This window comes from Streptomyces sp. NBC_00370 (assembly GCF_036084755.1).
In the GTDB taxonomy this organism is placed as follows: Bacteria; Actinomycetota; Actinomycetes; order Streptomycetales; family Streptomycetaceae; genus Streptomyces.
In genome coordinates, this window is the sequence record NZ_CP107968.1 from 2,509,851 (window position 1) to 2,531,517 (window position 21,667).

19 protein-coding genes are annotated in these 21,667 nt (G+C 72.2%); 11 read left to right on the forward strand and 8 right to left on the reverse strand.

The genetic code is table 11. The annotated features are described in order from the left end of the window. Window positions 1-122: 122 nt before the first annotated feature. A complete protein-coding gene (locus OHS57_RS10965; protein WP_328581785.1) occupies window positions 123-1,745 on the reverse strand; it encodes an MFS transporter in 1,623 nt (540 codons plus the stop codon). Between the two features lie 207 nt (window positions 1,746-1,952). Between OHS57_RS10965 and panB the strand changes: the two genes are divergently transcribed. The 3 genes from panB (at window position 1,953) to OHS57_RS10980 (ending at window position 4,886) form a co-directional block, all read left to right on the forward strand. Then, entirely contained in the window at window positions 1,953-2,828 is an 876-nt protein-coding gene (gene panB / locus OHS57_RS10970; RefSeq protein WP_328581786.1) for a 3-methyl-2-oxobutanoate hydroxymethyltransferase, read from the forward strand. Window positions 2,829-2,997: 169 nt separating this feature from the next. Then, on the forward strand, window positions 2,998-4,035 hold the full coding sequence (locus tag OHS57_RS10975) for an ATP-binding cassette domain-containing protein (protein ID WP_041990437.1): 1,038 nt from the start codon (window positions 2,998-3,000) through the stop codon (window positions 4,033-4,035). Beyond that, window positions 4,032-4,886: an ABC transporter permease gene (locus OHS57_RS10980; RefSeq protein WP_328581787.1), complete on the forward strand. Its 855-nt coding sequence runs from the start codon at window positions 4,032-4,034 to the stop codon at window positions 4,884-4,886. The genes OHS57_RS10975 and OHS57_RS10980 overlap by 4 nt, the downstream gene beginning before the upstream one ends. 107 nt (window positions 4,887-4,993) lie before the next feature. Here the strand turns inward: OHS57_RS10980 and OHS57_RS10985 are convergent, their stop codons facing one another. After that, on the reverse strand, window positions 4,994-8,320 hold the full coding sequence (locus OHS57_RS10985; RefSeq protein ID WP_328581788.1) for an ATP-binding protein: 3,327 nt from the start codon (window positions 8,318-8,320) through the stop codon (window positions 4,994-4,996). Between the two features lie 202 nt (window positions 8,321-8,522). On the opposite strand from OHS57_RS10985, the gene OHS57_RS10990 reads away from it, so the two are divergent. Then, complete coding sequence (locus tag OHS57_RS10990) at window positions 8,523-9,344, forward strand: site-2 protease family protein (protein ID WP_041990431.1); 822 nt, start codon at window positions 8,523-8,525, stop codon at window positions 9,342-9,344. On the opposite strand, the gene OHS57_RS10995 is transcribed toward OHS57_RS10990, so the two are convergent. Then, window positions 9,334-9,528: a hypothetical protein gene (locus OHS57_RS10995; RefSeq protein ID WP_041990429.1), complete on the reverse strand. Its 195-nt coding sequence runs from the start codon at window positions 9,526-9,528 to the stop codon at window positions 9,334-9,336. The genes OHS57_RS10990 and OHS57_RS10995 overlap by 11 nt on opposite strands. A gap of 84 nt (window positions 9,529-9,612) precedes the next feature. Continuing rightward, window positions 9,613-10,326, reverse strand: a complete 714-nt coding sequence (gene npdG / locus OHS57_RS11000; protein WP_041990427.1) for an NADPH-dependent F420 reductase — start codon at window positions 10,324-10,326, stop codon at window positions 9,613-9,615. A 280-nt stretch (window positions 10,327-10,606) separates the two neighbouring features. Here npdG and OHS57_RS11005 point away from each other — a divergent pair, with 280 nt between their 5' ends. Then, window positions 10,607-11,218: a hypothetical protein gene (locus OHS57_RS11005; protein ID WP_041990425.1), complete on the forward strand. Its 612-nt coding sequence runs from the start codon at window positions 10,607-10,609 to the stop codon at window positions 11,216-11,218. A 74-nt stretch (window positions 11,219-11,292) separates the two neighbouring features. Next, window positions 11,293-12,615 (forward strand): MFS transporter, encoded by a 1,323-nt coding sequence (locus OHS57_RS11010; RefSeq protein WP_328581789.1) that lies wholly within the window; start codon window positions 11,293-11,295, stop codon window positions 12,613-12,615. 61 nt (window positions 12,616-12,676) lie between these two features. Here the strand turns inward: OHS57_RS11010 and OHS57_RS11015 are convergent, their stop codons facing one another. Further along, window positions 12,677-12,907, reverse strand: a complete 231-nt coding sequence (locus OHS57_RS11015; protein ID WP_041996546.1) for a hypothetical protein — start codon at window positions 12,905-12,907, stop codon at window positions 12,677-12,679. Between the two features lie 68 nt (window positions 12,908-12,975). Here OHS57_RS11015 and map point away from each other — a divergent pair, with 68 nt between their 5' ends. Then, window positions 12,976-13,833 carry a type I methionyl aminopeptidase gene (map, locus tag OHS57_RS11020; RefSeq protein WP_041990423.1) on the forward strand — a complete coding sequence of 286 codons (858 nt, stop codon included), beginning with the start codon at window positions 12,976-12,978 and terminating at the stop codon, window positions 13,831-13,833. Between the two features lie 169 nt (window positions 13,834-14,002). Further along, window positions 14,003-14,662 carry a biliverdin-producing heme oxygenase gene (locus tag OHS57_RS11025; RefSeq protein WP_328581790.1) on the forward strand — a complete coding sequence of 220 codons (660 nt, stop codon included), beginning with the start codon at window positions 14,003-14,005 and terminating at the stop codon, window positions 14,660-14,662. A 31-nt stretch (window positions 14,663-14,693) separates the two neighbouring features. Here the strand turns inward: OHS57_RS11025 and OHS57_RS11030 are convergent, their stop codons facing one another. From OHS57_RS11030 to OHS57_RS11040, 3 genes are all read right to left on the reverse strand, one after another. Beyond that, entirely contained in the window at window positions 14,694-15,359 is a 666-nt protein-coding gene (locus OHS57_RS11030) for a PhzF family phenazine biosynthesis protein (RefSeq protein WP_328581791.1), read from the reverse strand. An 88-nt stretch (window positions 15,360-15,447) separates the two neighbouring features. Next, the gene (locus tag OHS57_RS11035) at window positions 15,448-17,034 is read right to left on the reverse strand and encodes an HtaA domain-containing protein (protein WP_328581792.1); all 1,587 of its coding nucleotides are present in this window, start codon (window positions 17,032-17,034) and stop codon (window positions 15,448-15,450) included. A 61-nt stretch (window positions 17,035-17,095) separates the two neighbouring features. Next, a complete protein-coding gene (locus tag OHS57_RS11040; protein WP_328581793.1) occupies window positions 17,096-18,484 on the reverse strand; it encodes an HtaA domain-containing protein in 1,389 nt (462 codons plus the stop codon). A gap of 170 nt (window positions 18,485-18,654) precedes the next feature. Between OHS57_RS11040 and OHS57_RS11045 the strand changes: the two genes are divergently transcribed. The 3 genes from OHS57_RS11045 (at window position 18,655) to OHS57_RS11055 (ending at window position 21,599) form a co-directional block, all read left to right on the forward strand. After that, window positions 18,655-19,620 carry a heme/hemin ABC transporter substrate-binding protein gene (locus OHS57_RS11045; protein ID WP_328585039.1) on the forward strand — a complete coding sequence of 322 codons (966 nt, stop codon included), beginning with the start codon at window positions 18,655-18,657 and terminating at the stop codon, window positions 19,618-19,620. 66 nt (window positions 19,621-19,686) lie between these two features. Continuing rightward, on the forward strand, window positions 19,687-20,721 hold the full coding sequence (locus OHS57_RS11050; RefSeq protein WP_328581794.1) for a FecCD family ABC transporter permease: 1,035 nt from the start codon (window positions 19,687-19,689) through the stop codon (window positions 20,719-20,721). Continuing rightward, window positions 20,718-21,599, forward strand: a complete 882-nt coding sequence (locus OHS57_RS11055) for a heme ABC transporter ATP-binding protein (protein WP_328581795.1) — start codon at window positions 20,718-20,720, stop codon at window positions 21,597-21,599. The genes OHS57_RS11050 and OHS57_RS11055 overlap by 4 nt, the downstream gene beginning before the upstream one ends. Window positions 21,600-21,667 lie beyond the last annotated feature (68 nt).

Here is a 21,667-nt window from a genome sequence, read left to right on the forward strand (position 1 = left end):
TACGATCGCACGCACCAGCCCCCGCGAGCCCCGCCCAAAGGGCGGACGACGATACTTCGCGGACACTCCCTGCCCCCGCCTTGTCGATTCTCCCGCACGACGGGGGCCGGAGGCGCCCGGCGTCAGCGCCGTGCGGCCGGCTCCGTGGCCGGTTCCCGCTTCTCACCGGCGTTCGGCGCCTCGCCGGACCCGTCGGCCGCCGGCCGGCCGGGCAGGAACAGGACGACCACGACGGCGCCGATCAGCGCCACGGCGGCCGAGCCGACGGCCGTGACGTGCATGGCGTGCAGGAACGCGTCGTGCGCCGAGGTGATCAGCGGCCGGCCCGCGGGTCCGAGCTTCTCCGCGATGCCGATGGTCGCCTCGATCGACTCCCCCGCCGCGTCCCTCGCCCCGGCCGGTACGGCGCCGAGGTGTCCCTCGATGCCGCTGCGGTACGTCGCCGACAGCACGGAGCCGAGTACGGCGATCCCGAGCGCGCCGCCGACCTGCCGGAAGGTGTTGTTGACCGCCGAGCCCGAGCCGGCCTTCTCACGGGGCAGCGCCTGCATGATCGAGACGGTCACCGGCGGCATGATGTGCGCCATTCCGGTGCCCTGGACGAAGAAGACCACGCACAGCACCCAGACGGGCGTGGTGGCGTCGAAGAAGGCGAACATCGCCAGTCCCGCCGCGACGAGCACCATGCCCGCCGTGCAGACGGCGCGCGCGCCGAACCGGTCGACGACCAGCCGGGCCCGTGGCGCGAAGACCATCTGGGCGGCGGCGAGCGGCAGGATCAGCAGCCCGGACTGGAGCGCGCTGTAGCCGCGCACGCTCTGCAGGTAGAAGGCGGAGAAGAAGGTCACGCCCATCAGCGCGAAGAACACCAGCGCGATGGCGGCGACAGCGGCGGCGAAGGCCGGCTTCTTGAAGTACCCGACGTCGATGGCCGGGTGGCTGCTGCGCTTCTCGTGCCAGACGAAGCCGGCCAGCACGGCCACCCCGCCCAGCAGCGGGCCGAGCGAGGAGACCGCGGTGAAGTCGGCCAGCTCGCCGCCGCGGATGATCCCGTACACCAGCAGGACGAGTCCGACGATGGACAGCAGCACGCCCAGCGGGTCGAGCTTCCCCGGCCTGGGGTCCCTGGAGTCCGGCACCAGCAGGACCATGGCGATCAGCGCGACGGCGGCGACCGGCACGTTCACCAGGAAGATGGAACCCCACCAGAAGTGCTCAAGCAGCAGTCCGCCGGTGATGGGGCCGATCGCGATGCCGAGGCCGACACCGCCCGCCCAGATACCGATGGCCTTGGGCTGCTCGTCGCGCTCGAAGACGTTCATCAGCACGGCCAGTGTGGCCGGCATCACAAAGGCGGCGCCGAAGCCCATCAGGGCGCGGAAGGCGATGAGTTGGGCGGGCGAGCCGGACATCGAGGCGAGCGCGGAGCCGACGCCGAAGACGACGATGCCGAAGAGCAGCACCTTCTTGCGGCCGATGCGGTCGCCGAGCAGTCCGGCGGTGAACAGCAGTCCGGCGAAGACGAGCGTGTAGGCGTTGATGGCCCATTCGAGCTGGCTCTGGGTGGCGCCGATGCCGATGGGCTTCGGCGCCGCGATGGTCTTGACGGCCACGTTCAGGATCGAGTTGTCCAGCACGACGATGAGCAGGCTGAACATCAGGACGGCCAGGATGGCCCAGCGCCTGCGGTGGACAGTTTCGGGTATGCGTGGCGCGGCGGCGGGGCCGCCGGACGGTATGGACATGGCGAACAGCGTAGAGCAATTTCGATACGAGACCGTCTCGTATTGGAAATTCTTTGCCCGCGGGGACGGGTCCCGAACCCGCACCGGGAGAGCCGCGGAGACCCGTCTGCCCCACCCCCACTTCCCGTCAGCTCCGTGGAGTGCCACCATGGGTGTGGTCCGGGGACGCCGTCAGGGCGCCTCGAGATGACGAAAGGGCCGTCGGCCATGTCGCTCCACTCTGCGCAGAACCCGCCCGCGGGCAGCCCCTCCGACAGCAGCAAGGCGCTGTACGGCGGCAAGAGCTCCCGTCGCATCACCGTCCATGACATCACCGCAGCGAAGGACCGCGGCGAGAAGTGGCCCATGCTCACCGCGTACGACGCGATGACGGCGTCCGTCTTCGACGAGGCGGGCATCCCCGTGATGCTCGTCGGCGACTCGATGGGCAACTGTCATCTGGGCTACGAGACCACCGTGCCGGTCACCCTCGACGAGATGACGATGCTGGCCGCCGCCGTCGTGCGCGGCACCAAGCGCGCCCTGATCGTCGGTGACCTGCCGTTCGGCACGTACCAGGAAGGGCCGGTACAGGCCCTGCGCAGCGCCACCCGGCTGGTGAAGGACGCCGGTGTGGGCGCGGTCAAGCTGGAGGGCGGCGAGCGCTCGCACAGCCAGATAGAGCTGCTGGTGCAGTCCGGCATCCCGGTGATGGGCCACATCGGGCTCACCCCGCAGTCGGTCAACTCGATGGGCTACCGGGTGCAGGGGCGCGGCGAGGAGGCCGCGCAGCAGATGCTCCGCGACGCCAAGGCCGTGCAGGACGCGGGCGCCTTCGCCGTCGTCCTGGAGCTCGTACCGGCCGAGCTGGCCGCCGAGGTGACCCGGATCCTGCACATTCCGACGGTCGGGATCGGCGCGGGTCCCGAGACCGACGCGCAGGTGCTCGTGTACACCGACATGGTCGGTCTCACCGGCGGCAAGGTCCCGCGCTTCACCAAGCAGTACGCGAACCTGCGGCAGACGATGGGCGACGCCGCGCGGGCGTTCGCCGAGGACGTCGTGGGCGGAACGTTCCCGCAGGAGGAGCACACCTTCCACTGAGCGGCTGTCCGCCGAAGCACCTTCCCCTGACCACTCCTCGCACATCCGACAGCCCGCCGATCATCCCCCGTCGGCGGGCTGTCGCACGCCGTCGCCCGGGGTCGGCGCCCTGTCGGCGATGTCGGCGGCCTGTCGGTGGATTGTCGGTGGCGTCTGGTGCTATGTACCCATGACGCGAATCGACAAGAACCCCAGCGGCAGCCGCACGGGCATCGCCGTCGAGGTGCGGGGGCTGGTCAAGCACTACGGCGCGACCAAGGCGCTCGACGGCATCGACCTGGACGTGCGCGAAGGCACCGTCCTCGGTGTCCTCGGGCCCAACGGCGCCGGCAAGACAACTCTCGTACGGATCCTCTCCACCCTGGTCCAGCCCGACGCGGGCACAGCGGTGGTAGCCGGCTACGACGTGCTGCGCCAGCCCAGGCAGCTGCGCCGAACGATAGGCCTCACCGGCCAGTACGCCTCGGTGGACGAGAAGCTGTCCGGCCGGGAGAACCTCTACATGATCGGCAGGCTGCTCGACCTGTCCCGCAAGGACGCGCGCCGCCGTGCCGACGAACTGCTGGAGCGCTTCTCGCTCACGGACTCCGCCAAGCGGCCCGTGATGCAGTACTCCGGCGGTATGCGGCGCAGGCTCGACCTGGCCGCCTCGATGATCGGGCAGCCCGCCGTGCTCTATCTGGACGAGCCGACGACGGGCCTCGACCCCAGGACCCGCAACGAGGTCTGGGACGAGGTGCAGCGGATGGTCGCCGAAGGCGCGACGGTCCTGCTGACCACGCAGTACATGGAAGAGGCCGAGCAGCTGGCGAGCGAGCTGACGGTCATCGACAAGGGCAAGATCGTCGCCAGTGGCGCGGTGGACGAGCTGAAGGCGAAGGTCGGCGGCCGCACCCTGCAGATCAGGCCCACGGATCCGGCCCAACTGCCCGCGATGGCACGGGCGCTGGCCGAGACGGGGCTCGACGGCGTGTCGGGTACGTCCGTGGTGCCCGACGAGGGTCTGCTGTACGTCCCGATCCTCAGCGACAGCCAACTGACGGCGGTCATCGGACTGCTGGCCGAGCGCGGCTTCTCCGTCGCCCATATCGGCACCCATCTGCCCAGCCTGGACGAGGTGTTCCTGGCCATCACCGGCGAGAAGCTGACCTCGGAGTCCGACACCGCAGCCGACGCCGGCTCCGCGCCCGAGGAGGTCGCCGTATGAGCACCACCACGCTTCCCACGTCCGCACCCGAGCAGACAACCGCTCCGGCCCGCAGGCCCGTCGACGAGGGGCGGATCGGGCTGCGCGCCAATGTGCGCCACATCGGCGCGCTGGCCCGGCGCAACGTGCTGCAGATCAAGCAGGACCCGGAGTCGATGTTCGACGTCCTGCTGATGCCGATCATCTTCACGCTGCTGTTCGTGTACGTCTTCGGCGGCTCCGTCGGCGCGAGCATCGGCGGCGGCCGTGAGGCCTATGTGAACTACGTGGTGCCAGGGCTGATGGCGATGATGGGCATGAACATCGCGATGGCGGTCGGCACGGGGGTCAACGACGACTTCCGCAAGGGCGTCATGGACCGGTTCCGTACGATGCCGATCGCCCGGTCGTCGGTGCTGATCGCGAAGATCGTGGTCGAGATCGGCCGGATGCTGGTCGCCACGGCGATCCTGCTCGGCATGGGCTTCCTGCTCGGCATGAGCGTCGGGACGTCCGTCCTGGAACTGCTCGCCGCCGTCGGCCTTTCGCTGGTCTTCGGCGCGTCCCTGATGTGGGTCTTCATCCTGCTGGGTCTCACCATGAAGACGGCGCAGGCCGTCCAGGGGGTGGCCATGCTGGTCCTGATGCCGCTGCAGTTCGGCTCGTCGATCTTCGCCCCGCCGTCGACGATGCCCGGCTGGCTGCAGAACTTCACCGACTACAACCCGCTGTCGAATCTCGCCGACGCGGCGCGCAATCTGCTCAACGGCGGCCCGGTGGCCCACTCCGTCTGGATCACGCTGGCCTGGGCCGCCGGGATCACGCTGGTGACGGCGCCGCTCGCGGTGGCCAGGTTCCGCAAGAAGTCCTGACCCGCGCGGCCGGGACACGTCCGAGGGCGCCCGAGGCGTCCCGGGAGCCGCGAGGTGGCTCCGGATTCGTAGGGGTCTCCTGAGCCGATGACCCGGTGCTCCCGGGATCAGACGAGGGCGACGGCCTCCTCCATCGTGAGGCCGCCGCCCTCGGCGCGTGCCGCGTCGAAGCGGGCCGTGTCGCCACCGAGCGAAGCCAGCACGGCCTCGCGCGCCCCCCGCATGACCATCCTCTCGGTGGCGACGCGGAAGTGGCCGGTGGGCAGCAGCGCCTCGTACGCGCCGATCAGCCGGGCCGCGTCCTCCGCCCGCTCCCCGCCGAGACCCCCGAGCGCCCAGGCGGCCGTCAGCAGATGCACGGCGACCATCTCGGGGGCAATCATCCGGGACAGCGGTGCGTTCGCCTGTATCGCGGCCTCCCGCGCCAGCACCCGCGCCCGCGCGAAGTCGCCGTCCGCACAGTCCAGCCAGGCGAAGGCGCCCTTCGCGAACCCCTCGAAGACAGCCAGTGAGTCCTGGGCGAGTGCGGCCTGCAGCAGCTCCAGTTGCTCCCTGGCCTCGTCCCTGCGCCCGCTGCGGCCGAGCCACATCGCCAGGAACAGCCGGGCGATCGGCACCGGTTCCCGGTCGGGCCGTTCGTCCGCCGCCTCCTCGCCCTCGGCCAGCGCCTCGCGCAGGATCCGCTCGCCCTCCTCCGGGTGGTCCGACTCCAGGAGATTGCCCCCGAGCCGGCAGCGCAGCAGGGTCACATGGCCCCGGGCACCGAGACCTTCGGCGTAGCGGATGGCGGCGGTGAAGTCCTCGACGGCGCCGTCGAAGTCGCCTGCCCTCTCCCGGGCCTCGCCGTGCGCCGACAGCGCCTCGGCGGCGCCCCAGTCGTCACCGAGCCGCTCGTAGATCTCCCGGGCCCGGTCGGCGTCCCTGGCCGCGTCCTCGGCCGAAATGCCCCTGTTGGCGAGGAGGTTGGCGCGCGTCTGGAGAGCCGCCGCCAGCTCCCAGTCGAAGCCGAAGTCCTCGCAGGCGCTGACCGTCGTGTTGAGAGCCGCCAAGAGCCGTTCCCCCTCGCCGGCGAACAGCATCGAGAAGAACCACATCGTGCCGGGGAACCGGCAGGTCTGCGGCAGTCCCGCGCGGTAGACCTCGCTCACGGCCCCGAACCATTCGACGCGTTCGGTCATGCTCCATTCGCTGTCCGAGTGATCCATGCTGACCAGCTCGATCAGCCGGACCTCACGGCGCGCCTCCAGCAGCACCTCGGGGCTCATGGGCGGCGGCGCGTCCGTGCACCGCTCCTGGAGCGGTTCGGCGGGTCGGTAGGGCGGGGCGAACGGATCGGGCCCGAGCGCCGCCCCCGCGCTCGCCCACTGCATGGCGTCGAAGCGCAGGTCGCGCATCTGCCAGTACCAGGCGAGTGACAGGACGAGGCACAGCACCTCCTGCTCGTCCTCGGCGGCGACGGCCCTGCGCAGCGCGGTGCGCACGTTCTCGTTCTCCAGCTCCAGCCGGGCGAGCGCCGCGCGCTGTCCGCTGCCGCGCAGTTCGGGGTCGCTGGTCCTGGCCAGTTCGCGGTAGTAGGTCAGATGGCGCCGTTCGGTGGCCTGCCGGTCGTCGGCCTCGTCCAGGCGCTCGGCGGTGTACTCGGTGACGGTCTCCAGCAGCCGGTAGCGCATGCCGCCGTCCTCCGAGGGGGCGGCGACGACAAGGGACTTGTCGATGAGCGAGCCGAGCAGCGCGGCGACCTCGCGGGCCGGGACGCCGGGCCCCGCGCACACGGACTCGGCGGCCGTCAGGTCGCAGCCGCCGGAGAAGACCGACAGCCGGCGCAGGACGGCGCGTTCGGGCAGGTCCAGCAGCTCCCAGGACCAGTCGACGACGGCCCGCAGGGTCTGCTGGCGCGGCAGAACGGTCCTGCTGCCGCTGGTCAGCAGCCGGAACCGGTCGTCGAGCCGGTCCGCGATCTGGCGCGGCGTGAGCAACCGCAGCCGGGCGGCGGCCAGTTCGATCGCCAGCGGCAGCCCGTCGAGACGGCGGCAGATCTCGGCGACGGCGGCGGGGTCGTCCGCCGGATCGAATCCGGGCCGCACCGCGCGCGCACGCTCGGCGAACAGCCGGTGCGCCGGGTCACGCGGCAACGGCTCCACGGGCCGCAGGGCCTCGCCGGGCACGCCCAGCGGCTCCCTGCTGGTGGCGAGGACCGTCAACTCGGGGCAGTGCGCGAGAAGTTCCTCGGCGAGGGTGGCCGCCGCCTCGATCACGTGCTCGCAGTTGTCGAGGATCAGCAGCATCCGGCGGCGCGCGCAGTGCTCGGCCAGCCGGGCGAGCGGATCGCCGGAATGCCGGTCGACGGCGCGCAGTTCTTCGGCGCCGGCGCCGCGCAGCACGGTCTCGCGGGCGCCGAGCGCGGTCAGTACGGCCTCGGGGACGCCCTTGGGGTCGTCAACGGGGGCGAGTTCGGCGAGCCACACACCGTCCGGCCACTGCTCGGCCATCGCTTCCGCCGCCTCCTGCGACAGCCGGGTCTTGCCGGCGCCGCCGGGGCCGAGCAGGGTGACGAGCCTGGCGCGGCCGAGGTCGTCGTGGAGGGTGCCGATGTCGCTCTCGCGGCCGACGAAGCTGGTGAGCCTGGCCCGGAGGTTGCCGCGCGCCCTCGCGGGGGCCCCGGCGGGCGCCGGCCGGGCGCCCTGGAGCGGGGCGGGCGCCGGGGGCGGCTCGTGCCCTTCGTGGAGCAGTTCCTGGTGCAGCGCGGTCAGTTCGGGGCCCGGGTCGGCGCCGAGCCGGTCGGCGAGCGCGTGTCTGACGTGCTCGTAGGCGGCCAGTGCCTCCGCCGTACGTGACGCGTCGCGCAACGCGCGGATACGCAGCGCCTGGAGCGGTTCGTCCAGCGGGAACTCGTCGCAGAGGGCGGCCAGTTCGGGCAGCGACTCCTCGGCGCCGCCCAGCGCGAGCGCGGCGGCCAGCCGGGTCTTGCGCGCGCCGACCCGCCGGGTCTCCCAGCGGACCGCGTCGGGCGCGCGCTCCGGCAGGTCGGTCAGCGCGGGGCCGTGCCAGAGCGCGAGCGCGTCGTCGAGCAGCCCCGCCGCCTTGGCCGGGTCGCCCGCCCGCAGGGCCCTTGCGCCTTCGTCGGCGAGCCGGCCGAAGCGGTGCAGATCCACGTCCTCCGCGTCGACGCCGAGCTGGTAGCCCCCTTCGTAGGAGGCGACGGCGCCGGGCCCGAGCGCCCGCCGCAACCGGCCCACCAGGGCCTGGACGGCGCCCACCGCGTCGGCGGGCGGATCGCCGTCCCACACCTCCGCCACGAGCACGGCGACGGGCACGGTACGGCCGGGCCGCAGCGCGAGGGCCGTCAGCAGGGCACGCAGCCGCGCCCCGCCGAGGGCGACGGGGGTGCCGTCGTCGTGCAATGCCCGGGTCGTGCCGAGGACGGAGATACGCATGACCCCATTGTCCCTGTGCGCGCCCGGCAGCTCACACCGTCCGTACGTTCGGGTGTGTTCGTTCCCGGGTCCCGCGTCCGAGGGCGGCAGGAGCGCCGTACGCCCGGCGGACCGGGGGGAACCAGGTGCCCCCTCGGGTCGTTTCCCCCGCGTCACCAGTACGGTCGATCCGCACAGCCGCCGACCAACGGGAGAACCACCCATGACCACCGCCATCAACCGCAACAGCGACCGGCGGATCAGTCCCGTCTTCGTCGGGATCGTCGCCGTCACCGCGGTGTCGGGCTGGGCCGTGTGGGAGAGGTACGCGGCCAGCGCCGGTTTCGCCGTCTTCCTGTTCGTCACGGGCGGCTGGATCGTCTCGCTCTGTCTGCACGAGTACGCGCACGCCCGCAGCGCCCTGCACAGCGGTGACATCTCCATCCCGGGCAAGGGCTATCTGACGCTCAACCCGCTCAAGTACACGCACGCGCTGCTGAGCATCGTGCTGCCGGTGGTCTTCGTGATCCTCGGCGGTATCGGACTGCCCGGTGGCGCCGTCTTCATCGAGCGGGGCCGCATCCAGGGCCGCTGGAAGCACAGCCTGATCTCGGCGGCCGGCCCGCTGACCAACGCGCTGTTCGCCGTCGTCTGCACGGCGCCGTTCTGGCTCGGCGGGCTCGACGGGGTGCCGATGGAGTTCCAGTACGCGCTGGCGTTCCTCGCGCTGCTCCAGGTCACCGGCGCGATCCTGAACTTCCTGCCGGTGCCGGGGCTCGACGGCTACGGCGTGATCGAGCCCTGGCTCTCGCACAAGATCCGCCGCCAGGTCGAGCCGTTCGCGCCGTTCGGACTGATCGCGGTGTTCGTCATCCTGTACATCGGCAGCGTGAACGAGGGCTTCTTCGACGCGGTCGACGCGGTGCTGCGCCGGCTGGGGGTCAGCAACCCGAACGCGGCCTACTGCGGGCAGAACCTCTACCAGTTCTGGACGAGCACCGACCCGTACTGCAAGGCGGGCGCCGGGCTCAGCTTCAGCCGGTGACGGTCGTCGTACGGGCCGCGCGCTCCGCCTTCGCCCTGCGCAGGTAGTACCAGGACATGTTCGACGAGAGCCCGGCGATCAGCACCCACACGATGCCGATCAGATTGCCCTGGACGAAGGAGATGACGGCGGCTGCGACGGCGAGGACGCAGACGACGGTGGCGTACACGGCGAGGCGGGGCATGGGGGTCGGCTCCTGTCGGCGGCTTCCGGACTGCGGTGGTACGCCGTCCAGTGTCCCCCATGCCCGCTGCCCGTCGGACGCCGGTCAGACGTCCGTGGCGCGCAGGCCCGCGTGGGCCTTGTAACGGCGGTTCATCGAGATCAGGTTGGCGACGAGCGACTCCACCTGGTGGGCGTTGCGCAGCCGTCCGGCGAAGACACCCCGCATGCCGGGGATCCGGGCGGCGAGCGCCTGTACGAGGTCCGTGTCGGCCCGCACCTCACCGAGCACCATCACATCGGTGTCGATCAGCTCGATCTCCGGGTCCTGGAGCAGTACCGCCGAGAGATGGTGGAAGGCGGCGGTCACCCGGGAGTCCGGCAGCAGGGCCGCGGCCTGTTCGGCGGCGCTGCCCTCCTCGGGGGTGAGGGCGTAGGCGCCCTTCTTGTCGAAGCCGAGCGGGTTGACGCAGTCGATAACGAGCTTGCCCGCCAGCTCCGCCTTGAGGGACTCCAGGGTCTTGGCATGGCCGTCCCACGGCACGGCGACGATGATCACGTCGCTGCGGGTCGCGCAGTCCGCGTTGGCCGCGCCCTCGACCCCGTGGCCGAGTTCGGCAGCCGCGGCCTCGGCGCGCTCGGCGGCCCGCGAGCCGATGATCACTTTCTGCCCCGCCCTGGCCAGCCGGTAGGCGAGACCGCGGCCCTGGTCGCCGGTGCCGCCGAGCACACCGACCACGAGACCTGACACGTCGGGGAGGTCCCAGGGGTCCTTGGCGGGAGGCTTGGGCGCGGCGCTGCCGCCGTCAGTAGAAGTCATGCCACTGACATTAGTGCCGCGACCGGCAATCTTTGCCCGTCAGGGAGCGGGGCCCGGTGGGGGTGATCGCAAGGCGGCCGGGAGCCCTTGTAGCGGAGCTACTCGGGCTCCCGGCCAACGCGGCGAGCGCGCGTGCCGGGGACCGCGACAGGGCAAAGCTTGCCGGGAGGGGCACTGCGCACCGACGGCCCGCGTTACGTCGCACCGGCCGGCCACGTTCGGGTGAGGGTGCGGCCGAACGGGGGGTGCGGGCGGGGCGCGAGGGGCAGGATGCGGCGCCATGGATGCCGTACGTGTCGCCCTGCTGCGTGAGGTTCTGGCCGGTACCCGGTGGCCGTCGGCGACCCGGCGGTTCGCCGGGACGCTGCGTGCCTCCGTCGTCCCGCAGGGCGGTGGGCTGCTGCTGGTCGGCACGGAGGAGTACGAGCCGTGGCATCTGGCGGCGCATCTGGTCGACGAGGCGGCCTGGTCGGGACAGCCCGAGCTGGCCCCCACGCTGGTGCGCCACCAGGTGCGGCCCGGTGAACCGGCCCACCTCGCCGTCGGGCTCGGCCGGCTCGCCGGGGCCGGCCGGGGCTCGACGCTGCTCGTGGTGGCGCCCGACCGGCCGGGCGAGGGGCTGCTGGAGCGGGTGCACGACGCGCGCAGGGCCGGTGCGACGGTGCTGGCGCTCGACAGCGGCGACCCGGAGGTGCACGGCCTCGCCCACGAGGCGCTCACCGTGCCGGAGTCCGAGGCGCTCCCGGGTGTGGACTTCGACACAGTGCAGCATCTGGTCAGCGCGGCGGCCGGGGAGAACAGCGTGCCGGGCCCGCGCGGCCGGCGGCGGTTCAGGGACCGGCTGTCCCGGTTCGCGGACCGGCTGACGGCGCCGCCGCCCGCCCGCTGGTAGGGGGCACCGCACCGGTTCGCACCGTACGTAACGCGCTTGCACCGCACACGTATGTGCACGGAACATGGCGCCTCGTGACGAAAAAGCTCGGCGCGATCCTGCCGGACCTCACCCCTCTGCGGACGCTGCGGGAGTTCCGGCTGCTCTGGACCCAGGGCCTGGTGACGCAGTTCGGCAGCTCCATGGCGATGATCGCGCTGCCGCTGCAGATCAAGGACCTGACCAACTCACCGTTCGCGGTGGGCGCGATGGGTGCCGTCGAGCTCGTACCGCTGATCGTGTTCGGTCTGTACGGCGGCGCGCTCGCCGACGCCGTCGACCGGCGCCGGGTCATCCTGCTCTCCGAGGCGGGGCTCGGCCTGCTGGCCGTCGTCCTGCTGCTGAACGGGCTGCTGCCGCACCCGGCGCTCTGGCCGCTGTACGTCGTGGCCGCCGGCGTCTCCGCGCTGTCCGGGCTGCAACAGCCCGCCCTGGGCTCGCTGATCGCCCGGATCGTCCCGCACGACCAGCTCACGGCGGCCGCGGCGCTGAACTCCACCCGCAGCCAGACGGCGGCCGTCGCCGGCCCGTCGCTCGCGGGTGTCGTCGTCGCGTACGCCGGTACGCCGACGGCCTACGCGGTGACCGTGGCCGGGTTCGCCGTCTCCGTGCTGATGTGTCTGCGGCTCTCCCCCGCGCCGCCCACGCACGAGGCGGGCCGTCCTTCGCTGCGCAGCATCGTGGAGGGCGCGCGGTACGCGTGGAGCAAGCCGGTGCTGCTGGGCACGTACGCGATCGACACGGTCGCGATGTTCTTCGCCTATCCCGTCGCGATCTTCCCGTTCCTCGCCCAGGAGCTGGACGCGCGGTGGGCGCTGGGGCTGATGTACGGGGCGATCCCGTTCGGCGCCGTGCTGCTCAGTCTGACCAGCGGCTGGGCGTCCCGTACCCGGCGGCACGGCCGGCTCGTCGTGCTCGGCGCCGCGAGCTGGGGGCTGGCCATGACGGCGGCGGGGCTGATGTCGAACATCTGGCTGGTGCTGCTGTGTCTGACGGTCGCGGGCGGCGGCGACATGCTCAGCGGGCTCGCCCGGCACACCATCTGGGACCAGACGGTGCCCGAGGAGCTACGCGGCAGGCTGGCCGGGATCGAGGTGCTGTCGTACAGCTGCGGCCCGCAGCTCGGGCAGGTGCGCGCGGGCACCATGGCCGGCTGGACCGGGACCCGTCCGGCGGTGTGGGGCGGCGGGCTGGCGTGTGTGGCGGGGGTGGGGCTGCTGGCCGCCGTCCTGCCGAAGCTGATGACGTACGACGCGCGGACGGACGAGGACGCGCTGCGCCGCCGCGCCCAGAAGGAAGCGGCGGCGGCAGCGGCTGCGCCGGCCGTGGTCGCGCCGGTGGCGGGCGCGGAGGCCTGAGGGTCCTCGGCGGGAACCCGGGACGCCGGGGCTCAGGAGGTCGGGACCCGGGAGGCCGGGCTCAGGAGGCCGGGCCGTCGCCGCGGTTCGCGTCGTGCCAGTGCGGGTCGCTCTCCCACTCCTCGTTGCGCTCGCGCGCCGTCTCCATCGCGTGCTCGGCCTCCTCGCGGGAGGCGTAGGGCCCCATCCGGTCCTTGGCCGGGCAGTCGGGGCCCTCCTCGACCTTCTTGTGCTGCAGGCAGTAGTACCACTCGCCGGGTTTGCCGGCTGTGCGCTTCTTGAACAGGGCCATCTTCATTCCTTCCCTCGACGCCATGCTGCCCCATGAGGGGCGTTCGAACGCTGGATAGACTCTTTGTTATGTCTGGCCAGTCGCTGCTCGTACCAGGGGAGCTCTCTCCCGCACGCTCCGTCCCCGGAAACATCCGGCGCCCCGAGTACGTCGGGAAACCGATGCCGGCGCGGTACACCGGGCCCGAGGCGCAGTCCGACGAGATCATCGAGCGGATGCGGATCGCGGGCCGTATCGCTGCCGACGCGCGGGAGGAGGCGGCGAAGCACATCGCGCCCGGGGTGACCACGGACGAACTGGACCGGGTGGCCCACGAGTACATGTGCGACCACGGCGCCTACCCCTCGACGCTGGGCTACCGGGGCTTCCCCAAGTCGCTGTGCACCTCCGTCAACGAGGTGATCTGCCACGGGATCCCGGACTCCACGGTGCTGCGGGACGGCGACATCGTGAATCTGGACGTCACCGCCTACATCCACGGGGTGCACGGCGACACCAACGCCACCTACTTCTGCGGCGATGTGGACGAGGAGTCGAGGCTGCTCGTCGAGCGGACCCGCGAGTCGCTGAACCGCGCGATCAAGACCGTCAGGCCCGGCCGGCAGATCAATGTCATCGGGCGCGTCATCGAGTCGTACGCGAAGCGCTTCGGCTACGGCGTGGTCAGGGACTTCACCGGGCACGGCATCAACACCTCCTTCCACTCGGGGCTGGTGATCCCGCACTACGACAGCCCGCAGGCCACGACCGTGATCAAGCAGGGCATGACCTTCACCATCGAGCCGATGCTGACGCTCGGCGGGTACGACTACGACATGTGGGACGACGGCTGGACGGTCGTGACGAAGGACCGCAGGCGGACGGCGCAGTTCGAGCACACGCTGCTGGTCACGGCGACGGGCGTCGAAATCCTCACGCTGCCCTGAGCCGGACACCGGGTGGCGGTGGGAGCCGGGCGGGAGTCTTACCGACAGCACGTCGGGAAACTGTTGACTTAGGTAAGCCTAAGTTAGAGGATCGGTGCTGGCGGCACACTGTGCCGCCGGCGCAGGCGCGTTCGCCTGCTCCCGCACCTCTCGGCCCCGGAGGCCAGCCTTGGACGCAACCGCCACCCCGTTCTCCACACTCCTGCGCGAGGCCACCCACGAGGAGCACACCCGGACGAACACCTCCACCTTCATGACCGACATGCTCAACGGCGGGCTCGGGGTGGACGCGTACACCCGGTACACCGAGCAACTGTGGTTCGTCTACGGGGCGCTGGAACGCGCCACCGACCTGCTCGCGGACGATCCGGTGGCCGGCCCCTTCGTCCGGACGGAACTGGCCCGCACCCCCGAGCTGGAGCGCGATCTGGCGTATCTGCGGGGCGCCGACTGGCGCACGGGCCTGGAGCCGCTGCCGGCGACCGCCACGTACGCGGCGCGCATAGAAGAGTGCGCCCGCACCTGGCCGGGCGGCTATGTGGCCCACCACTACACGCGCTACCTCGGCGACCTGTCCGGCGGCCAGATCGTCCGCGACACGGCGGAGAAGACCTGGGGCTTCGCCCGCAAGGGCGACGGGGTGCGGTTCTACGTCTTCGAGTCCATCACCAACCCGGCTGCCTTCAAGCGGGGTTACCGCGAGATGCTCGACGCGGTGGCGGCCGACGAGCTGGAGAAGCGGCGCATGGTCGAGGAGTGCAAGCGCGCTTTCGACTTCAACGGCGCCGTGTTCGCCGAGCTGACCGCTTCCTTCTCACGCAGCGCGTGAGCGTACCGGGCGTGGCCGCGCGGACGCGCGGCTACGCCGGGTCGCCCGCGGGCCCCAACAGCAGGACCCGGCCGCCGAGTTCGATCTCGCCGTCCGGGGCGGGCGCCGTGATGAGCTGGGAGCCGCGGCCCTGGGTGATGTTCAGGGCGCGGCCGAGCCGATCCGTGAGCAGCAGCGCCGCCGCGCCCGTCGCCTCGTCCTCAACGATGCCGTCGTCCCGGCGCGGGAAGGCGCGGGCCCTGACCCGGCCCGCCGCCTCGTCCTGCCAGGCCCAGGCGTAGAGCCAGCCTTCGCCGGGCGGCGGCGCCGGCAGTGCCTCGACCTCGGCGACGGAGCCGTACTGCCGTAGCTCGCGCGGCGGGGCCCATTCGGGCCGGGCGGTGATCCAGGTGAACTCGCCGTCCTGGCGCACCCACACCTCGCCCGCCGGCGGGTTGACCGCTTCGACGTCGAGCAGCCAGGCGACACCCACCAGTGGGTGTCCCGCGAACGGCAGCCGCAGCCCCGGTGTGTAGATGTCCACCACGCCGCGCTCCGGGTCGTCCACGAACACCGTCTCGCTGTAGCCGAGTTCGGCGGCGATGGCCTGCCGGGACGCCTGGTCGGGGTGGTTCCTGCCCTCGCGCACGACGCCGAGCGTGTTGCCGTGTCGGCCGTCGGCGGCGCAGAAGACGCGGAGCACGTCGATGTCAGTCACCCCGGCATTGAAGCACCACGGGGTGACCGGCCGCACCGCCGGTTCTCGCGCGGTGCGGCCGTTCTCGTGCTGCCTGCCGGCTGTTGGTTCAGCCTGCGTGCGGTGCCGTACGGCGGCGGCGCGCGGCGAAGACGACGGCCGCGCCCGCGGCGGCGATGGCTCCCGCCGCACCGAGGAGGGCGCCGGTGGGAAGGTCGGACCCGGTGGAGGCGAGGGCGCCGGTGTCGGTCGTCAGACCGCTGCCGCCGACCGAGCCGCTGCCGGTGCTGCCGCCGGTGCCGGAGCCGCCCGTGCTGCCGGACGGGTCGTCCGTGCCGCCGCTGCCGCCGGTACCGCCCGGGAGGTCGGCGCCCGCGTCCAGGGAGACCGCGAGCGTCAGCTTGTCGAGGGACGTGCCCGCCGGGTACATCCCGCCGAACGCCTTGGTGCCGTCGGCGGTGAGGGTCGCGGGGACGGCGCTCAGGGTCAGCACGCCGTCCTTGGCGGCCAGTTCACCGGCCGGGAGGTCGAGCGTGGCGAAGGTGAGGCCCTGGTACGTCGAGACCTTGTGCGTCTCGCGGTCCTTGGTGGCCACATCGGCGACGAGCGTGCCCTTGCCGTCTTTCACCGCGACCTGGAAGCCGCTGAGGGTGAGGTCGAGGACGTACTCCCCCGCTTCCTGGTGACCGAGGAAGCGGACGCTGCCGCCGAAGGACGCGGCCAGGCTCTGCTCGGACGCGTCGAAGGTGCCGGTGCCCTTGGGGAAGCGGTACGCGGCGCCCGACTGCGTGGCGCCTGCGACGAGTTCGACCTTGCCGGCCGCGATCGGGCCCGTGATGTAGGTACGGAAGGACTCCTTGACGCCCCAGTCGAGGTTGCCGTCCACGATCGCGCCGTCCACGGCCGCCGGCTGCGAAGCGGGCGGCGGGACCGGGGTCGAGCCGGTGGGCGTCGGGGTCGGCTTCGTGGTCGCCGGCGGGTCGGTGGGCGCGGTCTCGGTGGGGGTGGGGTCCGGGTCGGTGCCGGGGTCGGTGACCGTAGGCGACGGGTCGGGCTCGGGGGTCGCGTAGTGGACGGCGAGCGTAGCCGGGTCGAGCGCCGTGCCTTCGGCGTACATGCCGTTGAACGCCTTCGCGCCGTCGGCGGTCAGCTTGGCCGGGATGTCCTTGAAGACCATCGCGCCGTCGGCCGTCTCCGGGCGGACGCCCGCCAGGTCGATCGAGGCGAGGTCGATGTCGTCCTGGGTGGCGCCGTTGAGGGTGACGTCCGCCTGGATGGCGCCGGTGGTGCCCTCGGTGACGAGCTTGACGTCGGCGACCTTGATGTCGAAGCCGTGGGCGGCCGAGGAGAAGCGCACGGCGCCGTCGAAGTCCGTGCTGACGTTGTGGGTGGCCGGGTCGTAGGAGCCCGTGCCGTTGCCGAAGGTGAAGGCGCCGTTGCCGGCCGCCTGGGTGGCGCCGTCGGACGGGGTGATGGTGCCTGCGGCGATGCCGGTCACATAGGAGCGGAAGGACTGCTTGAGCCCCCAGTCCAGGGTGGAGTCGGTCAGCTCCAGCTTCGGTGCGGCGGCGGGCGCCGCCTGCGCGGCGGCGGGTCTGCCGGCCGCGAACGCGGGGAGCGCGAAGGCCGTCGCTCCCAGGGCGGTCACCGTCGCTACGGCGGCGGCGAGGGCTATCGGGCGGGCGGTGGTTGCCATGGTTCGGGGTTCTCCTCTGAGGTGGTGTGACGTGATGTGTGAGGGGGTGTTGCGTGCGGGCTCAGCGCGCGGTGCGGCGCCTGATGGCGACGTACACGCCGAGCGCCGCGAGGACGAGCACACCCGCGCCTATCGCCGCGTAGGTCCCGGCGCCGACGGACGGCGAGGAGGACGCGGCTTCGGCGGGCTGCTCGGTGGGGCCGGTGGTGGCCTGCGGCGAAGCGGACGGCGCCGCCGACGCGGCCAGGGTGGTGTCGCTGCCGAGGTCGGGCAGTGCGGGCAGTTGCGCCTTCGTGTCGACGGCGACGGCCAGCGACAGGGGGTCCATCGCCGTGCCGGCCTCGTAGAGGGAGCCGAAGACCTTGGCGCCCCGCGAAGTGAGCTTGGTGGGAGCCTCGTCGAGGCTGACGAGCCCCTTCTTGGCGGTGATGTCCTCGGCCGGGAAGGTGACCAGGGGCACGGCGTTCGCGGACAGTGTGCCCGTGCCGTCCTTCACCCGCACGGTGACCTTGGTCAGTGTCAGGTCGAGTCCGGTGCCCTGGAAGCGGACACTGCCGGCGAAGGCGGCGTCGAGTGTGTGCCCTGCCGGGTCGTAGCTGCCCTTCCCGCGCGGGAAGCGGAACAGTGCGCCGCCGTCCTGTGCGCCGCCGCTCAGCGTCCACTTCCCCTTGGCGATGGGGCCGGTGACGTACTCGCGGTAGGTGCGGCGGACGCCCCAGTCGACGGCCGCCGTCCGGAAGGCACCGGTGGTGTGTTTCTTCGGTGCGCGCGCTTTCGGTGTGCCCGGTTCCGGCGCCGAGGTCGTCGCGGGTGCCGGCTTGGCAGGAGTCAGTGTGTCGACCGAGAGGCTGACCGGGTCGAGCGCGGTACCGGCCGTGTAGTACCCGGCGAAGGCGGTGGCGCCCTGCGCGGTGAGCCTGGCCGGGAGGTTGTTGAGGGTGACGGGGGTCGAGCCGCCCCGCATATTGATCCCGGCCGTGCCGAGGGTGGCGAGCGGGACCTGGGCTGCCGTGCTGACCCGGCCGGATCCCTTGGCCTTGCTGGTCATGTCCGCGTAGAGGGTGCCCGCGCCGCCGGAGATCCGCACCGTCGGCCGGCTGATGGTGAGGTCGAGTTCGTACGAGCCGTCCGTCTTCCGGTGGCCGAGGAAGTGCACGCCGCCGGAGAAGCCGGCCCGGAGCGTGCCGCTGTCCGGGTCGTAGGAGCCGGTGGCCGAGTGGAACTGGAACTGGCTGCCGCCGACGGTCGCCGCACCTCCGGTGAGGCTCCAACTCCCGTTCGCGATGGGCCCGGTGACATAGCTCTGGAACGAGGACTTGATGCCCCAGACCAGTCTGCCGCCCCGCACCGTACGGTCCGCCGCCTGCGCGCTGCCCGCGGGGAGCAGCGCTCCCGGCAGTGCGACGAGCAGTGCGGCGGCAAGTACGCGCACGGGTCTGAAGGGCAGCATGGCATGGCTCCTGGAGGGCGTGAGAGATGCGGGACTCGCTAGGAAGGTAAGGCTAACCTAAGCTACATTCGAGCCAGAGCGGAACCCTCCGCCACCACAGGAACAGGACGGTGCACTCCGTGCGCAGATCACGCCTGGCGGGCGCACTCGTCTCGGTGCTCGCCCTCGCCATGACCGCGACCGGCTGCGGCGCCGACGGTGGTGACACCGCCGCCGGCAGTGGCAGGGGCAGCGCCGCCGCCCGCCCGGCCGACCGCGTCGAGCCGCTGGCGACAACCCCCGTACCCCGGCTGCCGGTCACCGTCGACTCCGCCGACGGCGGCAGGACCACCGTCACCTCCACCGACCGGATCGTGCCGCTCACCGGCTCGCTGAGCGAGATCGTCTTCACCCTGGGCCTCGGCAAGCACGTCGTGGCCCGTGACATCACCGCCACCTTCGAGCAGGCGGCCCAACTGCCGGTGGTGACACGGGCGCACGACGTCTCGGCGGAGAGCGTGCTCTCCCTGCGTCCCACCCTCGTCATCGCCGACACGACCACGGGACCCGCCGAGGCCGTCGACCAGATACGCGACGCCGGTGTCCCGCTGCTCGTCGTGAAGCCGGCCAAGTCCCTCGCCGACGTCGGACCCCGGATCGACACCGTGGCGGCGGCCCTCGGCGTCAAGGCGGCGGGCACCGCGCTCAAGGAGCGTACGGAGCGGCGGATCGCCGCCGTGCGGAAGGACATTCCGGCGCACGGGAAGGACGGCAGCCCCCGGGTCGCCTTCCTCTATCTGCGCGGGTCGGCGTCCGTATATCTGCTCGGGGGCGCCGAATCCGGGGCGAGTTCGCTGCTCGAAGCGGCGGGAGCCGTCGACGCGGGCAAGGCGTCCGGGCTGCGGAAGGACTTCACGGCCATCACCAGCGAGGCGCTGGCGAAGGCGGCGCCCGACGCGATCCTCGTCATGACCAAGGGACTTGAGTCCGTGGGCGGCCCCGAAGGGCTGGTCAAGATCCCCGGTGTCGCCGAGACCCCGGCGGGGATGGACCGCAGGATCGTCTCGGTCGACGACGGCGTCCTGCTCAACTACGGTCCGCGCACCGACGAGGTGCTGAGGTCGGTCGTCGACCAGCTCTACCCGGACGGGATGTGACGGGCCGTGACATCGACGTCACGACCGGGGCCACGACCGGCGTCACGCACGTCCCCCGCGCGCGGCGTGAGCCTGCCCGGTAACACCGCGCTGCTGACCGGCGGGATGCTCGCCGCGCTGCTGGTGCTCGCGCTGCTCTCCGCCGGCATCGGCGCGTACCACATCCCCTTCGGCGACGTACTGGCCTCCGTACAGGCCCGGTTGGGGCTCGGCGGAACCCCGCTGGACCGGGTCGGCGAGAGCGTCCTGTGGAACGTACGGCTGCCGCGTGTGGTGCTGGCACTGCTCGTCGGCTCGTCGCTCGGCTGCGCCGGGGCCCTGATGCAGGGGGTGTTCGGCAATCCGCTCGCCGAACCCGGCGTCATCGGCATCTCGTCGGGGGCGGCCGTCGGCGCCGTCGCCTCGATCGCGCTGGGCCTGACCTTCTTCGGCAACTGGACGGTGACCGTCTGCGCGTTCGTGGCGGGGCTGGTGACCGTCCTGCTGGTGTACGCGCTGTCCCGCTCCGGCGGCCGTACGGAAGTGGTGACCCTGATCCTCACCGGTATCGCGGTGAACGCGTTCGCCGGGGCGCTGATCGGTCTGTTCATCTTCTTCGCCGACAGCGCGCAGATCAGCCAGATCACCTTCTGGCAGCTCGGTTCGCTGGCGCAGGCGACCTGGCCGAAGGTGCTCGCCGTGCTGCCCTGCGCGCTGGCGGGTCTTGCCGTGGCGCCGTTCTCCGCGGGCAAGTTGGACCTGCTCGCGCTCGGCGAGCGGCCCGCCCGCCATCTCGGGGTCGATGTGGAGCGGCTGCGGGTGGTGCTGGTCCTGGTGGTCGCGCTGCTCACGGCCGCCGCCGTGGCCGTGGCCGGAATCATCACCTTCGTCGGACTGCTCGTACCGCACCTGCTGCGGATGGCGCACGGGCCCGGACACCGGTTCCTGGTGCCGGGCAGCGCACTTGGCGGCGCGCTGGTGCTGGTGGCGGGCGATCTGGCGGCCCGTACGGTCGCCGCGCCCGCCGAGCTGCCGCTGGGTGTGCTGACGGCGCTGTTCGGCAGCCCGTTCTTCTTCTGGCTGCTCCGGAGGACCCGGCGCGGACAGGGCGGCTGGGCATGATCCTCAACCGTCTCTTCGGCGACGCGCGCGGGCTGGCGCTGCCCGAACGCCCCTCCCCCGGCGCGCCCGTCGCCGAAGCCGCCGGGCTCCATGTGCGGCTCGGCGCACGCTCCGTACCCACGAGGGACGCGCCCGCCAAGAACGTGCTCAGCGGGATCGATCTGGCGGTGCGCGCCGGTGACGTACTCGCGCTCGTCGGACCCAACGGCGCCGGCAAGTCGACGCTGCTCGCCGCGCTCGCCGGTGATGTGCCCCCGGCGGACGGCGAGATACGGCTCTGCGGCCGTCCCGCCGCCGGCTGGTCGGCGGCCGAACTCGCCCTGCGCCGCTCCGTGCTGCCCCAGGCCGCCACCCTCTCGTTCCCTTTCCCCGTCGGGGACGTCGTACGGATGGGCCGGGCGCCCTGGGCGGGCACCGAGCGGGCGGACGAGGACGAGGCGGCTGTCGCGGAGGCGATGGCGGCCACCGAGGTCACCGCGTTCGCCGGCCGGCCCTTCGACGCGCTCTCCGGCGGCGAACGGGCCCGGGTCGCGCTGGCGAGGGTGCTCGCCCAGCGGACACCGCTGCTGCTGCTCGACGAGCCGACGGCCGCGCTCGATCTGCGCCACCAGGAACTGGTGTTGCGGATCTGCCGGGAGCGGGCTGCGGCCGGGGACGCCGTCGTGGTCGTCCTGCACGATCTGGGACTCGCGGCGGCGCACGCCGACCGGGTCGCCGTCCTGCACGAGGGCGTGATCGCCGCCGAGGGACCGCCCGCCGCGACCTTCGACGCCGAACTGCTCAGCCGGGTCTACCGGCAGCCCGTCGAGGTGTTTCCGCACCCCCGTACAGGGACACCGCTCGTGATCCCCGAGCGCGCGCCGAAACCGCCTTCTTGACCGGCGCTTGACCTGATTCTGGGACGACCCACGGCAGACCGTGACCGCACTGTGTCCCTCGGTCGAAA